The sequence below is a fragment of the Azospirillum doebereinerae genome (assembly GCF_003989665.1).
GTDB lineage: Bacteria > Pseudomonadota > Alphaproteobacteria > Azospirillales > Azospirillaceae > Azospirillum > Azospirillum doebereinerae.
Map to the genome: position 1 here is coordinate 78,872 of NZ_RZIJ01000023.1, position 22,223 is coordinate 101,094.

Annotated in this window: 23 protein-coding genes; 8 read left to right on the forward strand and 15 right to left on the reverse strand. The window is 69.9% G+C overall.

Annotated features, from left to right (window positions below; translation table 11 throughout):
* Positions 1-103: 103 nt before the first annotated feature.
* Positions 104-1,285: an MFS transporter gene (locus tag EJ913_RS24010; RefSeq protein ID WP_127002663.1), complete on the forward strand. Its 1,182-nt coding sequence runs from the start codon at positions 104-106 to the stop codon at positions 1,283-1,285.
* 7 nt (positions 1,286-1,292) lie between these two features.
* On the opposite strand, the gene EJ913_RS24015 is transcribed toward EJ913_RS24010, so the two are convergent.
* The 5 genes from EJ913_RS24015 to EJ913_RS24035 form a co-directional block, all read right to left on the reverse strand.
* A complete protein-coding gene (locus EJ913_RS24015) occupies positions 1,293-2,069 on the reverse strand; it encodes an ABC transporter ATP-binding protein (RefSeq protein WP_127002665.1) in 777 nt (258 codons plus the stop codon).
* Positions 2,066-2,935, reverse strand: coding sequence for an ABC transporter ATP-binding protein (locus EJ913_RS24020; RefSeq protein ID WP_127002667.1), 870 nt, complete (start codon positions 2,933-2,935; stop codon positions 2,066-2,068). The genes EJ913_RS24015 and EJ913_RS24020 overlap by 4 nt, the downstream gene beginning before the upstream one ends.
* Before the next feature lie 5 nt (positions 2,936-2,940).
* A complete protein-coding gene (nikC, locus tag EJ913_RS24025) occupies positions 2,941-3,852 on the reverse strand; it encodes a nickel transporter permease (protein ID WP_127002669.1) in 912 nt (303 codons plus the stop codon).
* Positions 3,853-3,863: 11 nt separating this feature from the next.
* Positions 3,864-4,874, reverse strand: a complete 1,011-nt coding sequence (locus EJ913_RS24030) for an ABC transporter permease (RefSeq protein ID WP_127002671.1) — start codon at positions 4,872-4,874, stop codon at positions 3,864-3,866.
* Between the two features lie 98 nt (positions 4,875-4,972).
* Positions 4,973-5,821 (reverse strand): EF-hand domain-containing protein, encoded by an 849-nt coding sequence (locus tag EJ913_RS24035; RefSeq protein WP_127002673.1) that lies wholly within the window; start codon positions 5,819-5,821, stop codon positions 4,973-4,975.
* A gap of 239 nt (positions 5,822-6,060) precedes the next feature.
* Between EJ913_RS24035 and EJ913_RS24040 the strand changes: the two genes are divergently transcribed.
* The 3 genes from EJ913_RS24040 (at position 6,061) to EJ913_RS24050 (ending at position 8,408) form a co-directional block, all read left to right on the forward strand.
* A complete protein-coding gene (locus tag EJ913_RS24040) occupies positions 6,061-6,678 on the forward strand; it encodes a glutathione S-transferase family protein (protein WP_127002675.1) in 618 nt (205 codons plus the stop codon).
* A 63-nt stretch (positions 6,679-6,741) separates the two neighbouring features.
* Positions 6,742-7,923 (forward strand): M20 aminoacylase family protein, encoded by a 1,182-nt coding sequence (locus EJ913_RS24045; protein WP_127002677.1) that lies wholly within the window; start codon positions 6,742-6,744, stop codon positions 7,921-7,923.
* A 5-nt stretch (positions 7,924-7,928) separates the two neighbouring features.
* The gene (locus EJ913_RS24050) at positions 7,929-8,408 is read left to right on the forward strand and encodes a protease complex subunit PrcB family protein (protein WP_127002679.1); all 480 of its coding nucleotides are present in this window, start codon (positions 7,929-7,931) and stop codon (positions 8,406-8,408) included.
* 179 nt (positions 8,409-8,587) lie between these two features.
* On the opposite strand, the gene EJ913_RS24055 is transcribed toward EJ913_RS24050, so the two are convergent.
* Positions 8,588-9,577, reverse strand: a complete 990-nt coding sequence (locus EJ913_RS24055) for a 2-hydroxyacid dehydrogenase (protein WP_127002681.1) — start codon at positions 9,575-9,577, stop codon at positions 8,588-8,590.
* 253 nt (positions 9,578-9,830) lie between these two features.
* On the opposite strand from EJ913_RS24055, the gene EJ913_RS24060 reads away from it, so the two are divergent.
* Positions 9,831-10,352 (forward strand): SH3 domain-containing protein, encoded by a 522-nt coding sequence (locus EJ913_RS24060; protein WP_127002683.1) that lies wholly within the window; start codon positions 9,831-9,833, stop codon positions 10,350-10,352.
* Positions 10,353-10,446: 94 nt separating this feature from the next.
* Entirely contained in the window at positions 10,447-11,046 is a 600-nt protein-coding gene (locus EJ913_RS24065; RefSeq protein ID WP_127002685.1) for a DUF2239 family protein, read from the forward strand.
* 21 nt (positions 11,047-11,067) lie between these two features.
* On the opposite strand, the gene EJ913_RS24070 is transcribed toward EJ913_RS24065, so the two are convergent.
* The 6 genes from EJ913_RS24070 to EJ913_RS24095 form a co-directional block, all read right to left on the reverse strand.
* Positions 11,068-11,658 (reverse strand): DUF3501 family protein, encoded by a 591-nt coding sequence (locus EJ913_RS24070; RefSeq protein WP_127002687.1) that lies wholly within the window; start codon positions 11,656-11,658, stop codon positions 11,068-11,070.
* A gap of 22 nt (positions 11,659-11,680) precedes the next feature.
* Positions 11,681-13,042 carry a heterodisulfide reductase-related iron-sulfur binding cluster gene (locus tag EJ913_RS24075; RefSeq protein ID WP_127002689.1) on the reverse strand — a complete coding sequence of 454 codons (1,362 nt, stop codon included), beginning with the start codon at positions 13,040-13,042 and terminating at the stop codon, positions 11,681-11,683.
* A 161-nt stretch (positions 13,043-13,203) separates the two neighbouring features.
* Complete coding sequence (locus EJ913_RS24080; protein WP_127002691.1) at positions 13,204-13,617, reverse strand: rubrerythrin family protein; 414 nt, start codon at positions 13,615-13,617, stop codon at positions 13,204-13,206.
* Between the two features lie 202 nt (positions 13,618-13,819).
* The gene (irrA, locus tag EJ913_RS24085) at positions 13,820-14,242 is read right to left on the reverse strand and encodes an iron response transcriptional regulator IrrA (RefSeq protein ID WP_185909915.1); all 423 of its coding nucleotides are present in this window, start codon (positions 14,240-14,242) and stop codon (positions 13,820-13,822) included.
* Between the two features lie 127 nt (positions 14,243-14,369).
* Positions 14,370-15,767: an NAD(P)H-dependent flavin oxidoreductase gene (locus tag EJ913_RS24090; RefSeq protein WP_185909913.1), complete on the reverse strand. Its 1,398-nt coding sequence runs from the start codon at positions 15,765-15,767 to the stop codon at positions 14,370-14,372.
* Between the two features lie 215 nt (positions 15,768-15,982).
* Positions 15,983-16,759: a glycerophosphoryl diester phosphodiesterase gene (locus EJ913_RS24095; protein ID WP_127002695.1), complete on the reverse strand. Its 777-nt coding sequence runs from the start codon at positions 16,757-16,759 to the stop codon at positions 15,983-15,985.
* 65 nt (positions 16,760-16,824) lie between these two features.
* On the opposite strand from EJ913_RS24095, the gene EJ913_RS24100 reads away from it, so the two are divergent.
* Entirely contained in the window at positions 16,825-17,859 is a 1,035-nt protein-coding gene (locus EJ913_RS24100) for a lysine-2,3-aminomutase-like protein (RefSeq protein ID WP_127002696.1), read from the forward strand.
* Here the strand turns inward: EJ913_RS24100 and EJ913_RS24105 are convergent.
* Positions 17,856-18,395 carry a tryptophan-rich sensory protein gene (locus tag EJ913_RS24105; protein ID WP_127002698.1) on the reverse strand — a complete coding sequence of 180 codons (540 nt, stop codon included), beginning with the start codon at positions 18,393-18,395 and terminating at the stop codon, positions 17,856-17,858. The genes EJ913_RS24100 and EJ913_RS24105 overlap by 4 nt on opposite strands.
* Before the next feature lie 263 nt (positions 18,396-18,658).
* Between EJ913_RS24105 and EJ913_RS24110 the strand changes: the two genes are divergently transcribed.
* The gene (locus EJ913_RS24110; protein WP_244939478.1) at positions 18,659-20,401 is read left to right on the forward strand and encodes a tetratricopeptide repeat protein; all 1,743 of its coding nucleotides are present in this window, start codon (positions 18,659-18,661) and stop codon (positions 20,399-20,401) included.
* 7 nt (positions 20,402-20,408) lie between these two features.
* Here EJ913_RS24110 and EJ913_RS24115 read toward each other — a convergent pair whose 3' ends face one another.
* Both EJ913_RS24115 and ddpX read right to left on the reverse strand, forming a co-directional pair.
* Positions 20,409-21,452: a polysaccharide deacetylase family protein gene (locus EJ913_RS24115; protein ID WP_127002702.1), complete on the reverse strand. Its 1,044-nt coding sequence runs from the start codon at positions 21,450-21,452 to the stop codon at positions 20,409-20,411.
* A gap of 204 nt (positions 21,453-21,656) precedes the next feature.
* The gene (gene ddpX, locus EJ913_RS24120) at positions 21,657-22,205 is read right to left on the reverse strand and encodes a D-alanyl-D-alanine dipeptidase (RefSeq protein WP_127002704.1); all 549 of its coding nucleotides are present in this window, start codon (positions 22,203-22,205) and stop codon (positions 21,657-21,659) included.
* Positions 22,206-22,223 lie beyond the last annotated feature (18 nt).

The window sequence follows — 22,223 nt, forward strand, 5'->3', positions numbered from 1 at the left end:
GGTGGATTGCGTTCTCTGCACTTATAAGTTCCGACCGTTGCACTGTAAATCATGCCGGAACGGAGCGATGGATGGGCATGACCTTTCCCTGGAGACTCCGTTCATGAGCGATGCGCTCGCCCCCCCGGCACCGGCCGGGTCCGCCGTCCTGCCGCGCCTGCTGCCCTTCGTCGCCGCCGTGTTCCTCGGCTTTCTCGCCATCGGCCTGCCCCTGTCGGTGCTGCCGCTGCACGTCCACGACGCGCTCGGCTTCGGCGCCGTTCTGGTCGGGGTGGTGGTCGGCCTCCAGTCGGTGGCGACCGTGCTGACCCGCCGCCACGCCGGCATCCTGTCCGACACCCGAGGGCCGAAACGCGCGGTTCTGACCGGTCTGGCGGCCTCGGCGCTGGCCGGCGTCTGCTACGGCCTGTCGCTGCTGATGCCGGGCGGCAGCATCGGCGCGCTCGCCGCGATCCTGTGCGGCCGGGTCGTGCTGGGCTTCGGCGAGAGCCTGTTCATGACCGGGGCGCTGTCCTGGGCCATCGCCACCGTCGGCCCGCGCAACGCCGGCAAGGTGATGTCGTGGAACGGCATCGCCATGTACAGCGCCATCGCCGCCGGGGCGCCCGCCGGGCTGGCGATCCAGGAGGCGGGCGGCTTCGGCGCCTTGGCGCTGGCGGCGAGCCTCGCGCCGCTGGCCGGGCTGGCGGTCGCGGCGATGGTCCCGGCGGTGCCGGTGCCGGGCGGGGTCCGCATGCCCTTCACGGCGGTGATCGGGCTGGTGCTGCGGCCGGGTTTGGGGCTGGCGCTCGGCAGCGCCGGCTTCGCGGTGCTCGCCACCTTCGCGCCGCTGCTGTTCGCGGCGCGCGGCTGGGACGGCGCCGGGCTGGCGCTGACCGCCTTCGGCGTCGCCTACATCGCGGTGCGTCTGGTGGCCGGCGGCCTGCCCGACCGGCTGGGCGGAAAGCGGGTCGCGGCGGGCTCGCTGGCGGTCGAGGCGGTCGGGCATCTGATCGTCTGGCAGGCAAGCTCGCCCACGATGGCGGTGGCCGGCGCGGCGGTGATCGGGCTCGGCTTCTCGCTGGTGCTGCCGGCTCTGGGGGTGGAGGCGGTGAAGCGCGTGCCGGCGCAGAACCGCGGGGTGGCGCTGGCCGCCTTCGTCGCCTTCTTCGACCTGTCCATCGCCTTCGGCGCCCCGGTCGCCGGGGGGCTGGTGGGAAGCTGGGGCTACCCGGCGGTCTTCCTCGCCGCCGCCGGCGCCGCCCTGCTGTCGGTGCTGGTCACGGCGACGGACCGCCACTCGTGAAAGCCCATCAGGCGAAGTCGCGGAAGCCCTCCGCCGCCGCGCGGTCGTAGCCCTGGCTGGCGCGCAGGAGCTGCCGGGTGTAGGGCTGACGCGCCGCCCCTTGACGCAACTCGTCCACCGTCATCTCCTCGACCAGCCGGCCCCGGTTCATCACCGCCAGCCGGTCGCACAGGTTGGCGACGACGGCGAGGTTGTGGCTGACCAGCACCAGCGTCAGCCCATGCTCGGCCCGCAGGCGGCGCAGCAGGTTCAGAATCTCCGCCTGCACCGACACGTCGAGCGCCGAGGTCGGCTCGTCCAGCAGCAGCACGCGCGGCTCCAGCACCAGGGCGCGGGCGATGGCAACGCGCTGGCGCTGCCCGCCGGAGAGCTGGTGCGGGTAGCGGAAGCGGAAGGCCGGTCCCAGCCCGACCTCGCGCAGCACCCGGTCGATCCGCCGGTCGGCGTCGCCCAATCCGTGGATGGCGATGGGCTCGGCCAGGATGCGGTCCACCGAGTGGCGCGGGTGCAGCGACCCGTAGGGGTCCTGGAACACCATCTGGCAGAGCTTGAAGAAGTCCTTGGAGCGCTGGCGCGACTGCGCCGCCCCGGCCACCGCGATGCGGCCGGTCCAGTCGTGGTTAAGCCCGCTGACCGCGCGCAGAACGGTGGACTTGCCCGACCCCGACTCGCCGACGAGGCCGAAGCTCTCGCCCTCCTCCACCGCCAGCGACAGGCCGTCCACCGCGAGCACCGCGTCGGCGCCCTGGCCGAAAGCGACCCGCAGATTCTCGACCGCGATCATGCGCCGCCCTCCCGTGCCCCGTCCTCTTTCGTCCAGGCCGGATCGCGGGTCAGCACCGGCAGCTCCGCGCGCGGGTCGTCCAGCCGGGGCAGGCTGTCGAGCAGGCCGCGCGTGTAGGGGTGGGTGGCGTTGCGCAGCTCCGACGCGCGGCAGCTCTCCACCACGCGGCCCGCGTACATGATGAGGATGCGGTCGCAGAAGGACGCCACGAGGTTCAGGTCGTGGCTGACGAAGACCATCCCCATGCCGCGCTGGCCGCAGAGATCGTCGAGGATCGCCAGCACCTGCATCTGCACGGTGACGTCGAGCGCCGAGGTCGGCTCGTCGGCGATCAGCAGGTCGGGTTCGGGGATCAGCATCATGGCGATCATGATGCGCTGGCCCATCCCGCCCGACACCTCGTGCGGGTAACGGCCGTAGACGCGCTCGGGATCGCGGATGCGGACGGCCTCCAGCATCGCCAGCGCGCGGCGTTTGGCCTCGGCCGCCCCGGCGCCGCTGTGGACGCGGTAAGCCTCGGCGATCTGGCGGCCCACCGTCATCACCGGGTTCAGCGAGAATTTCGGGTCCTGCATCACCATGGCGATGCGCCGGCCCCGGATGGCGCGCAGGCGCCGGTCCGACGCCGCCAGCAGATCCTCGCCCCGGAAGGCCAGACGGTCGGCGGTGACCACACCCGGCGCCGGCACCAGCCGCAGAATCGAGCGGCCGGTGACCGACTTGCCCGACCCCGATTCGCCGACGATCCCCAGCTTCTCCCGCCCCAGGGTGAAGGAGACTCCGCGCACCGCCTCGGTCACCCCGTTGCGGGTCGGGAAGGAGACGCGGAGGTTGGCCACCTCCAGCAGGGGTTCGGTCCCGTCCATCGCCGTCACTCCCCCTTCGGGTCCAGCACGTCGCGCAGCCCGTCGCCCAGCAGGTTGAAGCCCAGGCTGACGACGAAGATGGCAACGCCGGGCATGGCGGACACCCACCACTGCTCCAGGATGTTCTGGCGTCCGGCGGCGATCATGGCGCCCCATTCCGGCAGCGGCGGCTGCGCGCCCAGGCCCAGGAAGCCCAGCCCGGCGGCGGTCAGGATCACGCCCGCCATGTCCAGCGTCGTCCGCACGATCAGCGAGGCGGCGCAGAGCGGCACCACATGACCGAGGATGATCCGCGCGCTCGACGCCCCTTGCAGGCGGGCGGCGCTGATGAAGTCGGCGCGGCGGATGGTCAGCGTCTCGGCCCGCGCGAGGCGGGCGTAGGGCGGCCAGGAGGTGATGGCGATGGCGATCACCGCGTTCTCGATGCCGGGACCGAGCGCCGAGACGAAGGCCAGCGCCAGGATCAGCTTGGGGAAGGCCAGGAAGACGTCGGTGACCCGCATCAGCACGGCGTCGACCCAGCCGCCGAGATAGCCGGCCACCGTCCCGATCAGCAGCCCGGCCAGCGGCGCCGTCAGCGCCACCAGCGCGACGATCATCAGCGTCAGCCGCGCGCCATGGATCAGCCGGGACAGGATGTCGCGCCCGAAGCCGTCGGTCCCCAGCCAATGGCCCGGCCCCGGCGGTTGCAGCCGGTTGGCGAGATCCTGGGCGTAAGGGGCGTGCGGCGCCAGCAGCGGCGCGAAGGCCGCGACCACCACCAGCGCCAGCACGATCAGCAGCCCGGCCATCGCCAGCCGGTTGCGGCGGAAGGCCAGCCAGCCGCCCCACGCCCGCCCCAGCCGGGCCTGCATCCGCGACGAGGGAGTGTCGGTGGACAGCCAGCCGCGCCAGCCCGAGAGAGACGAGTCCATCATCGCGCGCCTCATCATCGTGCTCTGGGATCGAGCAGGCGGTAGAGCAGGTCGGACAGCAGGTTCAGCCCGATGAAGACGGTGCCGACGACCAGCGTCCCGCCCAGCACCGCGGTCATGTCGGCGCTGAGCAGCGAGTTGGTGATGTAGAGCCCCAGCCCCGGCCACGCGAACACCGTCTCGGTCAGGACCGAGCCCTCCAGCAGCGTGGCGTAGGACAGGGCGATGACGGTGACCAGCGGCACCGCGATGTTGCCCAGCGCGTGGCGCCAGACGACGCGGGCCTCCGACAGGCCCTTGACGCGGGCGGTGGTGATGTATTCCTGGCGCAGCTGGTCCAGCATGAAGCTGCGCGTCATCCGCGCGATGTAGGCGACGCTGTACAGCCCCAGGATCGCCGTGGGCAGCACCAGATGGTGCAGCGCGTTCCAGAACACGTCGCTTTCGCCGGCCAACAGGGCGTCCACGGTGACCAGCCCGGTCACCGGCTCCACCAGCCCCTCGTAGAAGACGTCCACCCGCCCCGGCCCCGGCACCCAGTCGAGCCGCGCGTAGAACAGCATCAGCCCCATCAGCCCCAGCCAGAAGATCGGCACCGAATGACCGACCAGCCCCAGCAGGCGGATGGCGTGATCGGGCCAGCGCCCGCGATGGGTGGCGGCGAGCACCCCGGCCGGCACGCCCAGCGCGGCACCCACCGCGACGGCGACGGTCGCCAGTTCCAGCGTCGCCGGGAAAACGCGCAGCACGTCCTCCAGCACCGGGCGCGAGGTCAGGATGGAGGTCCCGAGATCGCCCTGCATCACCGCAGTGACATAACGCGCGAACTGCTGCCAGAGCGGCAGGTCGAGCCCCAGCTCGCTGCGCATGCGGGCGTAGGTGTCGGCGGTGGCGCGGTCGCCGACGGCGGCCAGCACCGGGTCGATGGGCACGACGCGGCCGATCAGGAAGGTGACCAGCAACAAGCCGAACAAGGTGAAGGCCACCGAGGCGACCAGCCCGAGGCTGCGTTTCAGCGTGCGCAAGGAGGATCTCTCAAGGGGACGGCTTCCATCCCCGTGAGGGAATCACACTCCATGCGCCGTGCAAAGCATCCCTTTGGTCGTGCCGGAGAGTCCCCCGGTCAGGCGGCCACCTCGTTGATGCCGCTCAGGAAGCGCAGGGTGTCGCTGCCCAGGCGGTTGGAGGTGACGCCGGTGCTCGGCGGCGGCTGCGCCGATCCGGACAGTCCGGCCATCCGCTCCTCGGCGGAGACGTAGCCGTCCTTGTTGGTGTCCAGCGGATCGTAGGTGGTGGACGAACTGCCGCCGGCCCCGCCCGCCGACGCGGTCGCGCCGCTCGACGAGGACGAACTGCTCGACGAGGATCCGCTCGACGAGGACGAGTCCGAATCCCCCGACGACGCGGTGTCGTTGGCCGGCGGCGGCGGCGGCGGCGGCGGCGGGCGGTTGCCCTCGGTCGATTTCAGCGCGCTGCTCAATTCGTCCTGCGACACCGTGCCGTCGCTGTCCGCGTCCAGGCTGCTGAACAGATCCGACGACAGAGTGCCGCTGTCTGTCGAGGAATCGCCCGATTCTGACAGATAGGACGACACCGCCGAACTCAATTCGTCCTGGCTGACGCCGCCGCTGCTGTCGCTGTCCAGGCTCGAATAAAAGCTCTGGAACCGGCTCTGCGCGCTGGCCTCCTGCGCCGCCAGCAGGGTGCTGCCGCTGCTGTAGTCGAACTGGCTGGAGAAGGAACTGAACTCCGTCGCGCTGAGCGAACCGTCGGAATCGCTGTCCAGGCTGCCGACCAGATCGTTCACCGCCGAGGACAGCTTGGAGCTGTTCGAGGACTTCGTCGTCTTGCCGAGCGCGCTGACCAGCTCGTCCTTGGACAGCGAGGCGTCGGCGTTGGCGTCGGCCTTGGAGAAGACTTTCTGGAGCACCGACGAGGTGCTGGATCCGTAACCGCTGAGCGAGGAGAGCATGACCGGACGCTCCGTTGGGAAGTCGCTGGCGTCCGGCGGCCGCTTGGCCGGAAGGCGCCCTGTTACCGGACATACGGACCGGCGTTGGGGACTCCTGCGCGGCCTTTCAAGAAATCCATCGCATTTTATGGATATGGCGCCCTTCTGGGCCGACCGCCGCCTCTGGCGTTGCGCGCGCAAATCGGCCACAGTGAGGCGAAGGACCGCGCGCGCCAGCGCGGCTGGAGGGACCGGCCCGGATGATCACGCTCCACACCTTCCCCTCGCCCAACGGGCGCAAGGCGTCGATCCTGCTGGAGGAACTCGGCCTGACCTACCGCGTCCACCGGGTCGATCTGGTGGCGGGCGAGAACAAGCGGCCCGACTTCCTGGCCATCAGCCCGATCACCAAGATCCCGGCGCTGGTGGAGGAACTGCCCGGCGGGCGCAGCCGGCGCCTGTTCGGGTCGGGCGCCATCCTGCTGCATTTCTCCGAGCGCACCGGCCGCCTCGTCCCCGACAATCTGGACGACAAGGCCGAGGCGATGAGCTGGTTCATGCTGGGCATCAGTGACCTCGGCCCGACCTCGGTCGACATGCTGCGCTTCTCGGTGCGCGCGCCGGAGAAAATCCCCTACGCCATCGACCTCTTCAAGGGCGAGCTGATGCGCTGCTACGCCGCGATGGACGAGCGGCTGGCCGAGGCCGAACACCTCGCCAACGGCTACTCCATCGCCGACATCGCCTGCTTCCCCTTCATCGCGGCGGCGGCGGTCGCGGGCGGCGGCCTGCTGGAGCGCTTCGCCAACCTGAAGCGCTGGCACGACGCGGTCGCCGCGCGGCCGGCGGTGCAGCGCGGTATGGCGGTTCCCGAATGACGCCCCATCTTCCCTACACCTCCCCGGAACGGCCCCGCCGTTCGAAAAACCAGCGTTAGAGCCATGCCCATCAACAACCGAATCGCCGCTTTCCAGGACGACATGACCGCGTGGCGGCGCGACATCCACGCCCACCCCGAGCTGGGCTTCGAGGAGAACCGCACCTCCGACCTCGTCGCCGCCAAGCTGGCCGAGTTCGGGATCGCGGTGCATCGCGGGCTGGCCGGGACCGGCGTGGTCGGCACGCTGACCGGGCTCGGCACCGGCAGCGGGCGGGCCATCGGTCTTCGCGCCGACATGGACGCGCTGCCGATGCCCGAGGCGAACGAGTTCGACTACGCCTCGCGCCACCCCGGCAAGATGCACGCCTGCGGCCATGACGGCCACACCACCATGCTGCTGGGCGCCGCCCGCTATCTGGCGGAGACGCGCAACTTCGACGGCACCGTCCACTTCATCTTCCAGCCCGCCGAGGAAGGCCAGGGCGGCGGCCTGCGGATGATCCAGGAAGGGCTGTTCCAACAGTTCGACTGCGAGCAGATCTACGGCCTGCACAACTGGCCGGAGCTGCCGGCCGGTCAGATCGCCGTTCATCCCGGCCCGGTGATGGCGGCGGCCAACCAGTTCGAGATCACGGTGACCGGCCACGGCGCCCATGCGGCCATGCCCCACCGCAGCATCGACCCCGTGCTGGTCTCCGCCCACATCATCACGGCGGCGCAGAGCCTCGTCAGCCGGGGCACCGACCCGGCCGACAGCGCGGTGGTGTCGATCACCGTGGTGGACGCCGGCACCGCCGCCAACGTCATTCCCGACAGCGCCACCCTGCGCGGCACCATGCGGACCTTCTCCGAGGCGACCCACCGCCGCATCCAGGAGCAGTTCGCCCGGCTGGTGTCGAGCATCGCCGAGGGGCTGGGCGCGCAGGCCGTGCTGAACTTCCGCCCCGGCTACCCGGCGACCGTCAACAGCGAGCCGGAGGCCCGCGTCGCCGCCAGCGTCGCCGCCAAGGTGGTGGGGCAGGAGAACGTCGTCTGGGCGCCCGCCCCGACGATGGCGGCGGAGGATTTCGGCTACATGCTGAAGGAGCGGCCGGGCGCCTACATCTGGCTCGGTCATGGCGGCCACGGCGGGCCGGGCTGCCGGCTGCACAACCCGCACTACGACTTCAACGACGCCATCCTGACGACCGGCGCCAGCTATTGGGCGTCGCTGGTCGAGACCATCCTGCCCCGGAGCGCCTGAGCCGCATGACGACCCGCCGCATCCTCGCCCCGCTCGCGCTGCTGGGCGCGCTGTCCCTTGCGGCCGGCCTGACAGCCTGCCAGACCGATGGAACGGGAGAGGAGGCGGCCGGCAACCTGCTGCCCGCCGTGGCCGCGTCGGGCACCGCCTGGCAGGGCGACCGCAGCCTCGCCGCCGAACGCGCCTACGTCACCGCCAGCAACGCCCAGGAATGGACCGAGTTGTGGGCGCGGGTCGGCGAGCCGGCCCCGGCGTCCCTGCCAAGCGACCGCATGGCGGTGGCGGTGTTCCTGGGGCCGCGCGACACCGCCGGCTACACGGTCAGCATCGATCGCGCCCAAACGGCGGGGGGCGAGTTGCAGGTCGGCTTCCACGAACGGGTGCCCGGCCCGGCGCAGGCGGTGGCGCTCAGCCAGACCAGCCCCTACGCCATCCGCCTGCTGCCCCGCGTCGAGGCCAAGGCAACCTTCCACCGCGACAAGTGACGCCGCATCCCCGCCGACTGAGCCCTCTCCCCCCCGGGGAGAGGGTTGGGTGAGGGGGACGCATGGCGACCGGCAAACATAGAAAACCACTCAGCATTTTTCTTCCGCCCTGCCGGGCGTAACGCCCCCTCACCGGCCCTAGCGGGCCACCCTCTCCCCGGGGAGGAGAGGGCTCCTTCCTACAGCAACGTTTCCAGCACCCGGTCGGGCGGGGTGTGGCCGTCGATGAAGGTCTTGACGTTGACCACGACCTTCTCGCCCATGTCGATGCGGCCCTCGATGGTCGCCGAGCCCATGTGCGGCAGCAGCACCACGTTGTCGAGCCGCAGCAGCTTCGGGTTCACCGCCGGTTCGTGCTCGAACACGTCCAGCCCGGCCCCGGCGATCTCGCCCTTGGACAGCATGCGGGTCAGCGCCACCTCGTCGATCACCTCGCCGCGCGAGGTGTTGACGATGTAGCAGTGCGGCCGCAGCAGCTTCAGCCGGCGTTCCGACAGCAGGTGGTAGGTGGCGGGCGTGTGCGGGCAGTTGATCGACACCACGTCCATCCGCGCCAGCATCTGGTCCAGGCTGGCCCAGTAGGTCGCCTCCAGCTCCTGCTCCACGTCGGGGTGGACGCGGCGGCGGTTGTGGTAGTGGATCGACATGCCGAAGGCGCGCGCGCGCCGCGCCAGCGCCGAGCCGATCCGCCCCATGCCGAGGATGCCCAGCCGCTTGCCGGTGATCCGGTGGCCCAGCATCGTCGTCGGCCCCCAGCCGGCCCATTGGCCCGACCGCACCAGCCGCTCGCCCTCGGCCAGGCGGCGCGCGGTGGCGAGCAGCAGCGCCATTGTCATGTCGGCGGTGTCGTCGGTCAGAACGCCCGGCGTGTTGGTGACGACGATCCCGCGCTCCCTGGCCGCCCGCAGGTCGATGTGGTCGACGCCGGTGCCGAAGGAGGCGATCAGGCGCAGCTTCGGCCCAGCCTGCTCGATCATCGCGCGGTCGATGCGGTCGGTGACGGTGGGGACCAGCACGTCGGCGACGGCCAGCGCGTCGAGCAGCTGCGCCGTCGTCAGCGGAACGTCGTCGGGATTGAGCCGGGTGTCGAACAGCTCCATCATCCGGGTCTCGATGACGTCCGGCAGCTTGCGGGTCACGACAACGAGCGGCTTCTTCTTGTCGGTCATCGAGCGATGCCTCCCCTAACCTCTTGGCCGGCCTTGCGATGAAAAACGGCCTGTCGTTGCCATACCAAGCGGTTGTGTGACTGTCCAGATGGCTGTGACGAATGACCGCCCTGGCGCGGGCCGGGCCGGGGGTTTGAAGGGCCGTGACAAGCGTTCCGGCTCCCCCTCGCGGCGGGCGGCGGGCCTTGCCCCAAGCGACCACCACTATCTATAGTGCGGTCCTGCGTCGCAGCCCCCGTTTTCCCGGTGCCCCATGCTCGTCCGCCGTTCCGCCCTTGCCGCGCTGGCCCTGCTCGTCGGGTTGGGGGCCGGCTTGGCGTCCGCCGCGGAACCGCGCAAGGAAAAGGACCCGACCCACGCGTCCGGCCTGCCGATCCCGCGCTTCGTCACGCTGCGCGTCGGCGAGATCAACCTGCGCTCCGGCCCCAACGGCAGCTACCCCATCGACTGGGTGTTCACCCGCAAGGACATGCCGGTGGAGATCATCCAGGAGTTCGACACGTGGCGCCGCATCCGCGACTGGGAGGGCAGCGAAGGCTGGGTCCACCAGAGCGCCCTGTCCGGCAAGCGCGGCGCCCTGGTCGTCGGCCCGGTCCGCGCCCTGCGCAAGGCCCCGCAGAGCGACTCGTCGGTCGTCGCCCGCGTCGAGGCCGGCGTCATCGGCTCGCTCAAGAAATGCCAGGGCGACTGGTGCGAGATCGACATCAAGGGCTATCGCGGCTGGCTGCAACGGGCGGATTTCTGGGGCAGCTACCCCGGAGAAAAGATCGAGTGATTTTACCCAGGGTATATTGACGCCCAATTTTACCCGGTGTAAACAAGCGTCCGTCGCCCCGGCCCCGAGCGCCGGAGGCCCCTGGAGCCTGATCATGACCAGCACCGAACCGACCCTCCGTTGCATCGCCTTCGCCGGGCACCGGAGGATCGCCGCCGGCCCCCTCGCCCAGATCGCCCGCGCCGTGAAGGAGCAGGACGACCGCGAGGGCACCCCCGCCATCCTGATCTTCGACGCCGCCACCAGCGCGCGGGTCGAGCTGGACCTGCGCGGCACGCCCGATGAGGTCGTCGCCCGGCTGGAGCCGGCCCCGGCCCCGGAACCGCGCAAGGCCGGACCGGGGCGGCCCAAGCTGGGGGTCGTGTCGCGCGAGATCTCCCTGCTGCCGCGCCACTGGGACTGGCTGGCCACGCAGCCCGGTGGCGCCTCGGTGACGCTGCGCAAGCTGGTGGAGGAGGCCAAGCGCGCCGGACAGGAGAAGGACCGCGCCCGCGACGCCCAGAACGCCGCACAGCGCTTCCTGACCGCCATGGCCGGCGATTTGCCGAACTACGAGGAGGCCACCCGCGCCTTCTACGCGAACGACGCGGCGCGCTTCACCGCGCTGATCGCCGCGTGGCCGGCGGACGTGCGCGACCACGCCGCCGAACTGGCGGCGACGGCGATGGGAAACGCCGGCGACGCGGCCCGCTGACGCCGCGCCGGACCGAGGCCCTCACGCGAAGTCCTTCGCCAGCTCCGCCAGCACGGCCTCGGGCATCACCGCCAGATGGCCGTAGTTGGGGTGGGCGATGCCGACCAGCACCCGCGCGCCCGGCTCGCGGAAGGCGGCGATCTGCGCGTCGGTGAAGTCGAAGTGAAGGAAATGGACCGACGAGGTCTTGCCGGCCGCGTTGGTGCGCTCGACGTCGCCTTCCGGCCGCCCGGCGATGGTCGCGTCGCCGACCTGGATCGTCATGTGCCCTTCGATCCCGCCCAGCGCGCTCAGCACCCGGTCGCGGCGGACCGGATCGTCGATCTCGACCATCACCGTCGCCACCAGCTCGCGTCCCTTGGGGATCAGCGGGTTGTAGGCATGGAGCTCGTCGGCGATCTGCTCCTCCCCGCCCTTCTCGATGTGCAGCATCTCGTGGATCTGCTGCCACATCGTCTCGTAGCTCTCGAAGTAGAAGGTGACGTCCGGGCCGACGGGCAGGCGGCGGTTCCTCTTGACCGCCACCAGGGCCTTGCGGCGATCCAGGCGCTCCTGGGCGTATTGCGCCATCGGCAGGATGTCGGCGCGGGTGATTGCGGTCTTCGCGGCCATGATCCGGGGTCTCCCTCCGTCTTCAAACGGTGATGCCGTAGGCGCGGGCGAACAGTTCGACCGGGTGCAGGTTCTCGGGCAACGGGCCGTCGCCATCGCCGTTGAGCCGGGCGATGCCCTGCATGATGTGCGGTCCGGCGATCGGGCATTCCGACGCGACGAAGCGCTTGCCGGACTTCAAAGCCTGGGTGGCGACCGGCTTGCCGACCTTCAGCGCCACCGGGAAGTTCTCGGTCAACACCCCCCACGACCCGCCATGGCCAGAGCAGCGCTCGATCACCTTCAGGTCGGCCTGGGGGATCAGGCGCAGCATCTCCGCCGCCTTTTGCCCCATGTTCTGGGCGCGGGCGTGGCAGGCGACGTGCAGCGCGACGCCGCCCGGCAGCGGTTCCAGTCCCGGCGCCAGCCCGTCGCGCCGGGCGATGTCGACGATGTATTCGCTGACGTCGAAGGTCGCCTGCGCCAGCGTCTCGACCGCCGCGCGGTGAGGCGCGTCCTTCGGCACGATCAGCGGCCATTCCAGCTTGAGCATCAGGGCGCAGCTCGGCACCAGCGCGACGACGTCGTAGCCCTTGTCGATCCAGGGGCCGAGCGCCCGCGCCACCGCCGCCGCCTTGGCGTCCACCCGCGCAAGGTCGCCCTGCTCCAATTGCGGCATGCCGCAGCAGGCGGGATAGACCACCTCGGTCTCGACCCCGTTGCGGGCCAGCACGGCGCGCGCCGCCATGCCGATGGCCGGGTTGTTGTAGTTGGCGAAGCAGGTCGCGTAGAGCACCGCCTTGCGCTTGCCGAAGGCCGGCGCCTCATGGTTGAGCGGCAACGGTTCGGCCTTGGCGCGCATCGCCAGGGTCTTGCCGGTGAAGGCCGGCAGATGCGCCTCGCGGTGGACGCCCGCGATCTTCTCCAGGACCGGGCGGGTCAGCCGGTTGGTCTCGGCCGAGGCCCAGTTGGCGAGCGGGGCGACCGGACGCGCCAACTCCCCGTTGCGGTCGGTTTGCGTCAACTGCTTCAAGGCGAAGGGGACGCCACGAGTCCGGGTCTCCATCGCCCGGTGGCGGACCATCAGGTGCGGAAAATCCACCGCCCATTCGTGCGGCGGCACGTAGGGGCATTTGGTCATGAAACACAGGTCGCACAGCGTGCAGGCGGCGACGACGCCCTTGAAGTCTTCGGACTTCACGCCGTGCAGTTCGGCGTCGCCCGCGTTGTCGATCAGGTCGAACAGGCGGGGGAAGCTGTCGCACAGGTTGAAGCAGCGCCGGCAGCCGTGGCAGATGTCGAAGACGCGGCGCGTCTCGGCGTCGAGCTTCGCCGCGTCGGTGAAGTCCGGGTTCCGCCAATCGAGCGGATGACGGACCGGGGGTTCGAGGCTGCCTTCGCGCATGGCGTCCCTCTTTTTGGGTGGCAGGCGTGGTGGCCCCCTCCCCATCCCTCCCCCGCTTCGCGGGAGAGGGGGTAGGAGCTTTGCAAGGGCTGGCGGCAGTTCCCTCTCCCGCAAAGCGGGGGAGGGCTAGGGAGGGGGAACCGCTGCTGCCCCCTTCCACCTCACAACGCCTCGAGCGCCTTCTGGAAGCGTCCGGCGTGGCTCTTTTCCGCCTTCGCCAACGTCTCGAACCAGTCCGCGACCTCGTCGAAACCCTCGTCGCGGGCGGTCCGGGCCATGCCCGGATACATGTCGGTGTATTCGTGGGTCTCGCCCGCGATGGCGGCCTTGAGGTTGTTGTCGGTCGCGCCGATCGGCAGGCCGGTGGCGGGGTCGCCGACCTCCTCCAGGAATTCCAGATGGCCGTGGGCGTGGCCGGTCTCGCCCTCCGCCGTGGAGCGGAAAACGGAGGCCACGTCGTTGAAGCCCTCGATATCGGCCTTCTGCGCGAAATAGAGGTAGCGGCGGTTCGCTTGGCTCTCGCCGGCGAAAGCGGCTTTCAGATTGTCCTCGGTCTTGGTGCCCTTCAGCGACATGACTGGTTCCTCCGGACGGTTTCGCCCGGCGTCGCCACGCCCCTCTTGTTCCAAAGCGTCCGGGTGCGCGGCGCGTCCGGCGTCACACGGATCGTCTCACCAACAGTTCGCGTCGTCAACAATCTGGAAAATATCTAAAGACAGCGTCAAGCCGCCGCGCCGCAACGGCTTCGCACGTCCATCCAGACCAGCGTCTGTCTGGTTACTCGCCGTCCTCGACGAGGCGGACGATCACGTCGACCCGCGCGATCCGCGTGCCGGCGGGGGCGGCTGGAAGGTTCCGGATCGCCAGATGGTCGCCGGGGATGTCCTCCAGGCGGCCGGTGTTCTCCAGGAAGAAATGGTGATGGTCGCTGGTGTTGGTGTCGAAGTAGGACTTGCCCGCCTCCACCACCACCTCGCGCAGCAGGCCGGCGTCGGTGAACTGGTTCAGCGTGTTGTAGACGGTCGCCAGCGACACCCGCAGGTCGGCCGACAGAGCCTCCCCGTGCAGTTGTTCCGCCGTCACGTGCCGGTCGCAGCCCTCGAACAGCAGGCGGGCGAGGCCCAGCCGCTGGCGGGTCGGACGCAGGCCAGCGCCTTGCAGACGGTCGAGAACGCGCTTGAAGGGGCGGGTGGCGGTCATCATGGGCGGAACCCGGAGCGCGATGGACGCGGCACAAGGCCGCAGACCGTTCCAATGTAGAACCTTTCCACCGCGCGACGCAAGAAAGCGCGTCGCGCGGTGGAGTGGCTGGCCCGATTGCGCCCGGTCAGTAGCCGGACGCGATCCGCTCGATCAACTGCTTCACCGTCGGGATGAAGCCGTCCTTGTAATAGGGGTCGGACGCGAAGCGGTAGGCGTTGTGGCCGGCGAACATGAGCTGGTTTTCGCAGTCGTCGGTGTGGCTGACCGCCTGGAGCGTCTTCTGGATGCAGAAGGAACGCGGGTCGGCCTTCTTGCCGGTGGTGCCGGCCTCGTTCTGCATCCAGTTGGAGAAGCCGCAGGCCGACAGGCAGCCCATGCAGTCCACCTGGTCGCGCAGAATCTTCTCCGACTGATCCGGGGTCACGAAGACCAGCGTGCTGTCCGGGGTCTTCAGCGCGGTGGTGAAGCCCTGGCTCAGCCAGCCCTCGGCGCGGACCTTGTCGGTCTCGGTCACGTAGACCGGGCGGCCGCGCGGACCGACCGGGAATTCGGCCGAATGCTCGCCCACCGGCTTGGAGAGATAGGCGATCTGGCGCTCCGAGCGGCCCATCAGGTCGAGCAGGAACGGGTTCTTGACCGCCGACGAATAGAAGCCGGTCGGCGAGAAGCGGTTCAGGAACACGTCGCCCGGCTTCAGGTTCAGCAGCCGGTTCTTCCAAGCGGTGGAGATCGGGCTTTCCTGGGTCAGCAGCGGACGGGTGCCGTACTGGAAGGCGATGGGGCCGAGATCGGGGTTGTCGATCCAGTCCTCCCACTCCGACAGCCACCACACGCCGCCCGCCATGACGATGGGGGTGTCGTTCATGCCGAAGCTGTTCATCATCTGGCGCAGCGCCAGGACGCGGGGGAACGGATCCTCCGGCTTCTGCGGATCTTCCGAGTTGGACAGGCCGTTGTGGCCGCCGGCCAGCCACGGGTCCTCGTAGACCACGCCGCCCAGGTTCTCGCGGAACTTGTGGTAGGCGCGCAGCCACAGCGCGCGGAAGGCGCGGGCCGACGACACGATGGGGTAGTAGTGCACGCCGTAGCTGACGGCGATCTCGGCCACCTTGTAGGGCATGCCGGCGCCGCAGGTGACGCCGTGGATCATCCCCTTGGAGCCTTCCAGCACGCCGTGCAGGATGTGCTCGGCGCCGCCCATCTCCCACAACACGTTCATGTGGATGCGGCCCTGGCCGTTCGACGCCTCGTGCGCCATGCGGGCCTGGGCGATGCCGCCCTGGATGCCGAAGGCGATCAGTTCGTCGTGACGCTCACGCCGGGTCTTGCCCTTGTACTCTTGCGGCAGTAGGTTGCCGTTATCGTCATAGCTGTCGGCGTTGACCCCCGAAAAGGTGCCGATCCCGCCGGCGGCCGCCCAGGCGCCGGAGCTTTCGCCGTTGGACACGGCAATCCCCTTGCCACCCTCGACGAGCGGCAGAACATCCCGGCCGGACATCGGCAACGGCTTCAACGCCTTCAACGAACCCTCCAAAAACCGTACACGCGTCCCGAGGGACGCCCGATCAAAGCGGCGGACACCAGACGACGAAAGACCCCGTCGGAAACCGGACCGGTTGCCGGCAGGGTGCGCCATGCGGTTCTATATATGAGGAATTGCGCCGTCCTACGAGGGGATTCGGACCGTCGCGCAAAAAACGTTCACGGTTTTCCGCAACTGCGAACGGAAGAATCGGGTCATTCCGCTCCCAACTCCGTCCCGGATCCGCCATTCGGCTCCCCTGCCAGCTCCGCCGCCAGCCGGCCCGGCGCGTCGGTGAAGACCCCCGTCACGCCCCAGGCGAACATCGTCCGCGCCCGTTCCGCGTCGTTGACCGTGTAGGCCAGCACCGGGCGCCCGGTGGCGCGATAGGCGGCGACCGTCTCCGGAGTCTGCCATTCGTGGTTCACGTTGATGGTCGCGGCGCCGACGCGGTCGGCGATGGCTGCCCAATCCGCCGGCTCCTTCCAGATCAGATAGCCGCGCGGGATCTCCGGCCAGAGATCGCGCGCGACCTCCAGGCTGGGCACCTCGAAGCTGGAGAGCAGCAGCGGCCGCCCGGCCGGCCACAACCGGCGCAGGACCGCCAGCGCGGCCTCCGCCGTCGCCACGTCCTGCCCCGGATAGGGCTTGATCTCCAGGTTCAGCGATAGGCCGAGGTCGCGGATCAGCTCCACCGCCTCCTCCAGCGCCGGCACCCGCTCGTCGGCGAAGCGCGGGTCGAACCAGGACCCGGCGTCGAGTTGGCGCAACGCCTCCAGATCGAGCAGCGGCACCGGCCCCCGGCCGGTGGTGGTGCGGTCCAGCGTGTCGTCGTGGATGATCACCGGCCGGCCGTCGCGGGTCAGCATCACGTCCAGCTCGACCCAGGAGGCGCCCTGGCGGGCAGCCTCGCGAATCGAGGCCAGCGTGTTTTCCGGGGCGCTTTCCTTGGCGCCGCGATGGCCGATCAGGCGGGGAAGAGTCGACAGCATGGGGCACACCGGAGTAAGAGCGGTCGCTTTCCTAATGACCGAATTCGTCGAGGCGGGAAAGAGCGATGAAGCCCCTGCACAGCGTTTCCGATCTGGTGGCCGCCGGGCTGATGACGCCCGACGCCGGCAAGGCCGTGGAAACGGTGGCCGAGCGCTACGCCGTGGCGCTGACCCCCTACCTGCGCGACACGCTGGCCGGGCGCGGCGCCGACGATCCCCTCTACGCCCAGTACGTCCCCTCCCCGCAGGAGGCGCACACCACCCCGGAGGAGCGCGAGGATCCCATCGGCGACGTGGCGCGCAGCCCCGTCAAGGGCATCGTCCACCGCTACCCGGACCGCGTCCTGCTGAAGCCGCTGCACGCCTGCGCGGTCTATTGCCGCTTCTGCTTCCGCCGCGAGATGGTCGGCCCCGGCGGCGAGGCGCTGAGCAACGAGGAGATGGACGCGGCGCTGGCCTACATCCGCGACCACGAGGCGATCTGGGAGGTCGTCGTCACCGGCGGCGACCCGCTGCTGCTGTCGCCGCGCCGGTTGCGCGGCATCGCGCAGGCCCTGTCGACGATGCCGCATGTCGGCGTGCTGCGCCTGCACAGCCGCATCCCGGCCGCCGATCCCGGCCGGGTGACCGGCGAGCTGATCGAGGCGCTGACCGCCCCCGGCCTCGCCACCTGGATGGCCGTCCACATCAACCACGCCGACGAGCTGACGCCGGAGGTGCGCGCCGCGCTGGCCCGGCTGGTGGAGGCGGGCATCCCGCTGCTGGGCCAGACGGTGCTGCTGAAGGGCATCAACGACAACCCGGCCGCGCTGGAGGCCCTGTTCCGCGGGCTGGTGCGCAACCGGGTGAAGCCCTACTACCTGCACCACCCCGACCTCGCCGCCGGCACCAGCCATTTCCGCAACAGCCTCGCCGAGGGGCAGGCGCTGGTGAAGGGGCTGCGCGGCCGGGTCTCGGGCGTCTGCCAGCCGACCTACGTGCTGGACATCCCCGGCGGCCACGGCAAGACCCCGGCCGCCGCCGCCTGGATCGCGGAGGACGGCGAGGGGACGTACAGGGTCGAGGACTTCACCGGCACGACCCACCGTTACCGGGGTTAGCGCGGCCAGAGCGCCGGGGTGCCGAACAGCGGGTCGGGATTCAGCAGGGCGTTGTGGACGCCGACGACCGAGGCGAAGCCGGTCCACAGGATCAGCGGCAGCCAGAGCGCGGCGATGCTCCGGTCGTCTCGGATCACCAGGGCGATGCAGGCCGAACTGACCACGAAGAAGCCGATGGTCCAGGCGGCGGCCAGGATCGGGCTTCCCAGCGTGAAATAGACCAGGGCGAAGGTCGCGTAGATCGCCCAGCTCACGGCCTGGAGCGCCAGCAGGCTCCCCCGGTGCCGGATCGGCCGCGCCGGATCCAGCAGCCGCAGATCGCCCCAGAGCTGGACGATGTTCAGCGAGAACCACATGACCGGAAACACCCAGCCCGGCGGTTGCAGGGGCGAGGGCGCGTGTCCGGCGAAGGGTTGCGTCCCACGCTCGACGAAACCCCAGGCGTTGACCAGCAGCCAGAACAGCAGAGGTTGCCACCAGCGCACACGGAACGGGGCGGACGGCGGACGGCGGGAGGAGAGAGTCGTGTCGGTCATGCCCCGCGACATAGCGCTGGCGGCGGCGCGGTCAAGCCGCCGCTTCGGCTTCCGGCCAAGGAGATGGGCGGAGAGCGGAACGGGAATCTCTTGGCGAAAAAAACACCTCCATAGGAAGAAAACACACACAGGAAACCATTGACAAAGAGTGGATATTTCTCAATAACACCATTATAAGGCGATTAAAATTATATCAAAACGCCTTTTTGATTTGTGTTCAAAGAATGGCCACCGTCTCCGAAGCGCTTCACATCGCGGTTGGCTTGCATCGACGGCAGGACTTCGCGCAAGCCGCCAAAATCTACCAGGACATCATCGCGGCGGCCCCGATGGTGGCCGACGCGTGGCATCTCCTGGGCCTGCTCCTGCACCAGACTGGGCAGCATGCGGACGGCATCGCCTGCATCCAGGCCGCGATCCAGCGCGACCGGTGCTACGCGAACTATTACGACAGCCTGGGCTCAGCCTACCGCGCCTTGCCGGACACGGCCTTGGCGGCCGCCAGTCACCGGCTGGCCATCGCCCTGGAGCCGGACAACCGGAAGCCCTATGCCAATCTCGGCAACGCCCTTCGCGACCATGGCGTGATGGAAGCGGCGGAACGGGCGTACCGTCGGGCGGCGCGGCTGGACCCCACGCACGGCGCCGCGCTGATCCCGCTGGCGGCGTGCCTGACGGCGCTGGGGCGTGGCGGCGAGGCAGCCCGCGTCCACAGGATCGGCGTCGCCCTGACGCCGGACCTGTCCCTGGCCCTCGACGCCTGGGCGAAGGCCTGCCTCGCGGACGGCGGCGCCCCGGACGTCGCCGAGCGGCTGTGCAAGCGTCTGAACGCGGCCGACCCCGGCAACCCGGAACGCATCCACAATCTCGGCCTCGCCAAGCTCACCGCGTCGACTCTTCTCACCGCCCATCTGTCCGAGGCCGCCCGGCTGGTCGATTGCGGAAAAATCCGTGCCGCCCTCGACCTGTTCAAGACCGCCGGCCTCCGCCACGGTCACGGGAACGCCCTGAGGAATTACTTCGGCACCGCGCTGCTGGCGATCCAGAGCGGGGTGATCGACGAGCCGGTGCTGGACTCCGTCGTGGCGACGGCCCTGCCCCATCTCGCCGCCAACCCCGGCGACATCAACGCGGTCGCCGTCGTCTGCTACGCCCTCTACCGCCGGGGCAAATTGGCCGTGGCTTCCCGGTTCTTCCGCAAGTTCAGTCGGCACCCGTCATCGACCGGCGAGGCGGACGCGTTCGAACGGTTCTGGACGATGGTCCAGGGAGAGCCGCGCTTCTTCGCAACCCTGGCCGCCTACGAGCCCCGCCTGCTCCAGCGACGGATGCACCACGTCCTCGCCCCACCCCGTCCGGACGCTGGGCCGATCATCCTGGCGGGATGCGACGAGGGCTACTGGCGGCGCTTCGGCGTCGCATTCCTGGCCTCCTGGGAGGAGCGGGCGCCATCCTGCGCGCTGCACGTGCACCTCATCAACCCGTCCGGGGAAACGCGCGCGGAGTTGGAACGCCTCCACGCCGCCCGGCCGGCCAAGCTGTCGGCTTCCTGCGAGATCTTCGACGACGCGGGACTGTCCAACCACCAGCGCGTCACCTACTACACCTGCGCGCGCTTCGCCGTCGCGGAGCGGTTGCTGCGCGAGGCCGGCGTCCCGGTCGTGCAGGTGGACATCGACGCGACGTTCGACGCGGATCCCGGCGCCGCGATGGCGGCTTGGCCGGGGTGGGACATCTCGATCATGCGGGACAAGCGGGGCCGCGGCCCCATGCGGGATTTTCTCGCCGGCTTCATGGCCTTCAACGCGACGGAGGGCGGGCATGGTTTCCTCGACCTCGTCCTGCGCTACATCGGCTGGCATTTCGACCGGGGACTGGTCTTCTGGGGCCTCGACCAGGCCGCCCCCTACTGCGTGTTCGACCACCTCAAGGGAACCGGGCGCGCGCCCGCGACCGTGTGGCACGACTTCGAACGCTTTCCGTTCCTGCATTTCCTGAAGAAATAGGCCCGACTCACTCCGGGATCAGGAACTGCACGCCGAACCAGCGCCAGCGCCCGTCGGGGGCCGGCAGGGTGCAGTTGACCCGGGCCCGGCCGGGCGGGAAGGGTTCCTTGATGCGGACCTCCACCCGGTCCTCGGTGATGCGTTCCAGCACCGTGCGGCCCTGCCCAGCGGCGAAGCAGGCCAGTTTGGAGCTGTCGCCGACGCTGTCCGCGATGGTGAAGCCCAGCGGCGGCGGGTTCACCGTCACCAGGGGATCGTCCGGCGTCAAATCCGACACCGGCAGGGGCAGCGCGTTGGCGGCCAATTGGAAGCGGTCGACGCTGCCGTAGGTCTCGTTCATCACGAAGCGTGGCAGGCTCCACGGATCGGCCTGCGGGTGGAGGACGCCCGATTGCTGGCCGAAAGCCGCGACGAAGCCCATCTCCGCCACCGTCTTGCGCACCGCCAGCGAGTACTCGCCCTGCGGGTAGGAGAACAGCGTCGGGCGCTGCCCCAGCTCCGTCTGGAAGCGGTCGGACATGCGGCGCAGTTCCGCCGCGACCTCCGCCGCCGTGCGCGGGACCAGCGACTGGGTGGAGGCGCCCAGCCCCCCGATGGTGACGCCGGCCGCCGCCATCTGCCGGATCTCCGGCCACGTCATGTGGGCGGGGGAGCCGCGATCGACCGCGTCTGTGGCGACGAACAGGGTGAAGGGCAGGCCGGCCGCCTTCAGCCGGGGCCACGCTTCCTGGTAGGCGGAGCGGCTGGCCTCGTCGATGGTGATGGCGACCGCGCGGTCGGGCAGCGGCTTGCCGGCCTTCAGCGCGTCGAGAATCCTGGTGAGCGGCAGGACTTGGTAGTCGCCGTCGGTCAGCTCGTCGAGATGCGCCTCGAACTGGTCGAGGCGGATGCTGATCGACGGGTTCTGGTCCTCGCCGAAACGGTCGTAGGCGAAGACCACCGCGCTGTTGCCGGTCTCCGCCGCGACGGCCACGCGCCCCACCGGGACCAAGGCGGTCCAGACGGTCAACGCGGCGGTGGCGAGCGCCTTGACGGCACGGCGAAACAGCATGGCATCCTGTGGGATGGGAAGCCGGGGCGAACCCCGACTCGACGCAAGAGGTGTGCCACACTCGACGTCGCCGGGACAAGCCCACCTCACCTCTTTTGCGCTCACAATCCGGAGGCGATGCGCGCGTGCAACAATCCGTCCGCGCTTTCGCGCAATTCCGCCTTCGCCGGAAGGGGGATCACCGTCGCCTCCGGCGGAACCGGATCACATCATCCGGCCGCCCACCGCCGTGTCGGCCAGCAGCGGATAGCGTTCCGCGTCGGGCAGCTGATAGTGCCACCACTCCGAAGCGTAATGGTCCCAGCCGGCCCCGCTCATGACCCCCAGCAGAAGCGCGCGGTTGCGCTGCTGGTCGGCGGTCAGATCGGTGCGGCCGTGGTGCGACCGCTCGGTCATCTCGTCGAAGCCGGTCCCCATGTCGAGCGGCCGGCCGCCGGCGTCCACCAGCGTCAGGTCGATGGCGACGCCGCGCGTGTGGTTGGAGCCCAGGCGCGGGTCGGCGATGTAGGTCGGGTCGGGGAAGGCGTGCCAAAGCCTCCATTGCGCCTCGACCGGGCGGAAGGCATCGTACACGCGCAGCCGGCAGCCGATCCCGTGCGCCAGCGCGATGGAGGCCCGCAGCCGCCGGGCCGCCTCGGGGTGCAGCAGGCACACCGGCGCGCGGTAGATCGGAACACCGGACAGATTGTCGGCGGTGGCGTAGAGAAGGTCCAGATCGATGTCGTAATCCGGCGGCGCGATGTCGATCAGCATGATGCGTAAAACCGTTAG

Bases quoted from the DNA above. Each gene is read 5' to 3' on its own strand.
- EJ913_RS24010 (WP_127002663.1), top strand. From the start codon at position 104: ATGAGCGATGCGCTCGCCCCCCCGGCACCGGCCGGGTCCGCCGTCCTG.
- EJ913_RS24015 (WP_127002665.1), bottom strand. From the start codon at position 2,069: ATGATCGCGGTCGAGAATCTGCGGGTCGCTTTCGGCCAGGGCGCCGAC.
- EJ913_RS24020 (WP_127002667.1), bottom strand. From the start codon at position 2,935: ATGGACGGGACCGAACCCCTGCTGGAGGTGGCCAACCTCCGCGTCTCC.
- nikC (WP_127002669.1), bottom strand. From the start codon at position 3,852: ATGATGGACTCGTCTCTCTCGGGCTGGCGCGGCTGGCTGTCCACCGAC.
- EJ913_RS24035 (WP_127002673.1), bottom strand. From the start codon at position 5,821: ATGCTCTCCTCGCTCAGCGGTTACGGATCCAGCACCTCGTCGGTGCTC.
- EJ913_RS24040 (WP_127002675.1), top strand. From the start codon at position 6,061: ATGATCACGCTCCACACCTTCCCCTCGCCCAACGGGCGCAAGGCGTCG.
- EJ913_RS24045 (WP_127002677.1), top strand. From the start codon at position 6,742: ATGCCCATCAACAACCGAATCGCCGCTTTCCAGGACGACATGACCGCG.
- EJ913_RS24050 (WP_127002679.1), top strand. From the start codon at position 7,929: ATGACGACCCGCCGCATCCTCGCCCCGCTCGCGCTGCTGGGCGCGCTG.
- EJ913_RS24055 (WP_127002681.1), bottom strand. From the start codon at position 9,577: ATGACCGACAAGAAGAAGCCGCTCGTTGTCGTGACCCGCAAGCTGCCG.
- EJ913_RS24060 (WP_127002683.1), top strand. From the start codon at position 9,831: ATGCTCGTCCGCCGTTCCGCCCTTGCCGCGCTGGCCCTGCTCGTCGGG.
- EJ913_RS24065 (WP_127002685.1), top strand. From the start codon at position 10,447: ATGACCAGCACCGAACCGACCCTCCGTTGCATCGCCTTCGCCGGGCAC.
- EJ913_RS24070 (WP_127002687.1), bottom strand. From the start codon at position 11,658: ATGGCCGCGAAGACCGCAATCACCCGCGCCGACATCCTGCCGATGGCG.
- EJ913_RS24075 (WP_127002689.1), bottom strand. From the start codon at position 13,042: ATGCGCGAAGGCAGCCTCGAACCCCCGGTCCGTCATCCGCTCGATTGG.
- EJ913_RS24080 (WP_127002691.1), bottom strand. From the start codon at position 13,617: ATGTCGCTGAAGGGCACCAAGACCGAGGACAATCTGAAAGCCGCTTTC.
- irrA (WP_185909915.1), bottom strand. From the start codon at position 14,242: ATGACCGCCACCCGCCCCTTCAAGCGCGTTCTCGACCGTCTGCAAGGC.
- EJ913_RS24095 (WP_127002695.1), bottom strand. From the start codon at position 16,759: ATGCTGTCGACTCTTCCCCGCCTGATCGGCCATCGCGGCGCCAAGGAA.
- EJ913_RS24100 (WP_127002696.1), top strand. From the start codon at position 16,825: ATGAAGCCCCTGCACAGCGTTTCCGATCTGGTGGCCGCCGGGCTGATG.
- EJ913_RS24105 (WP_127002698.1), bottom strand. From the start codon at position 18,395: ATGACCGACACGACTCTCTCCTCCCGCCGTCCGCCGTCCGCCCCGTTC.
- EJ913_RS24115 (WP_127002702.1), bottom strand. From the start codon at position 21,452: ATGCTGTTTCGCCGTGCCGTCAAGGCGCTCGCCACCGCCGCGTTGACC.
- ddpX (WP_127002704.1), bottom strand. From the start codon at position 22,205: ATGCTGATCGACATCGCGCCGCCGGATTACGACATCGATCTGGACCTT.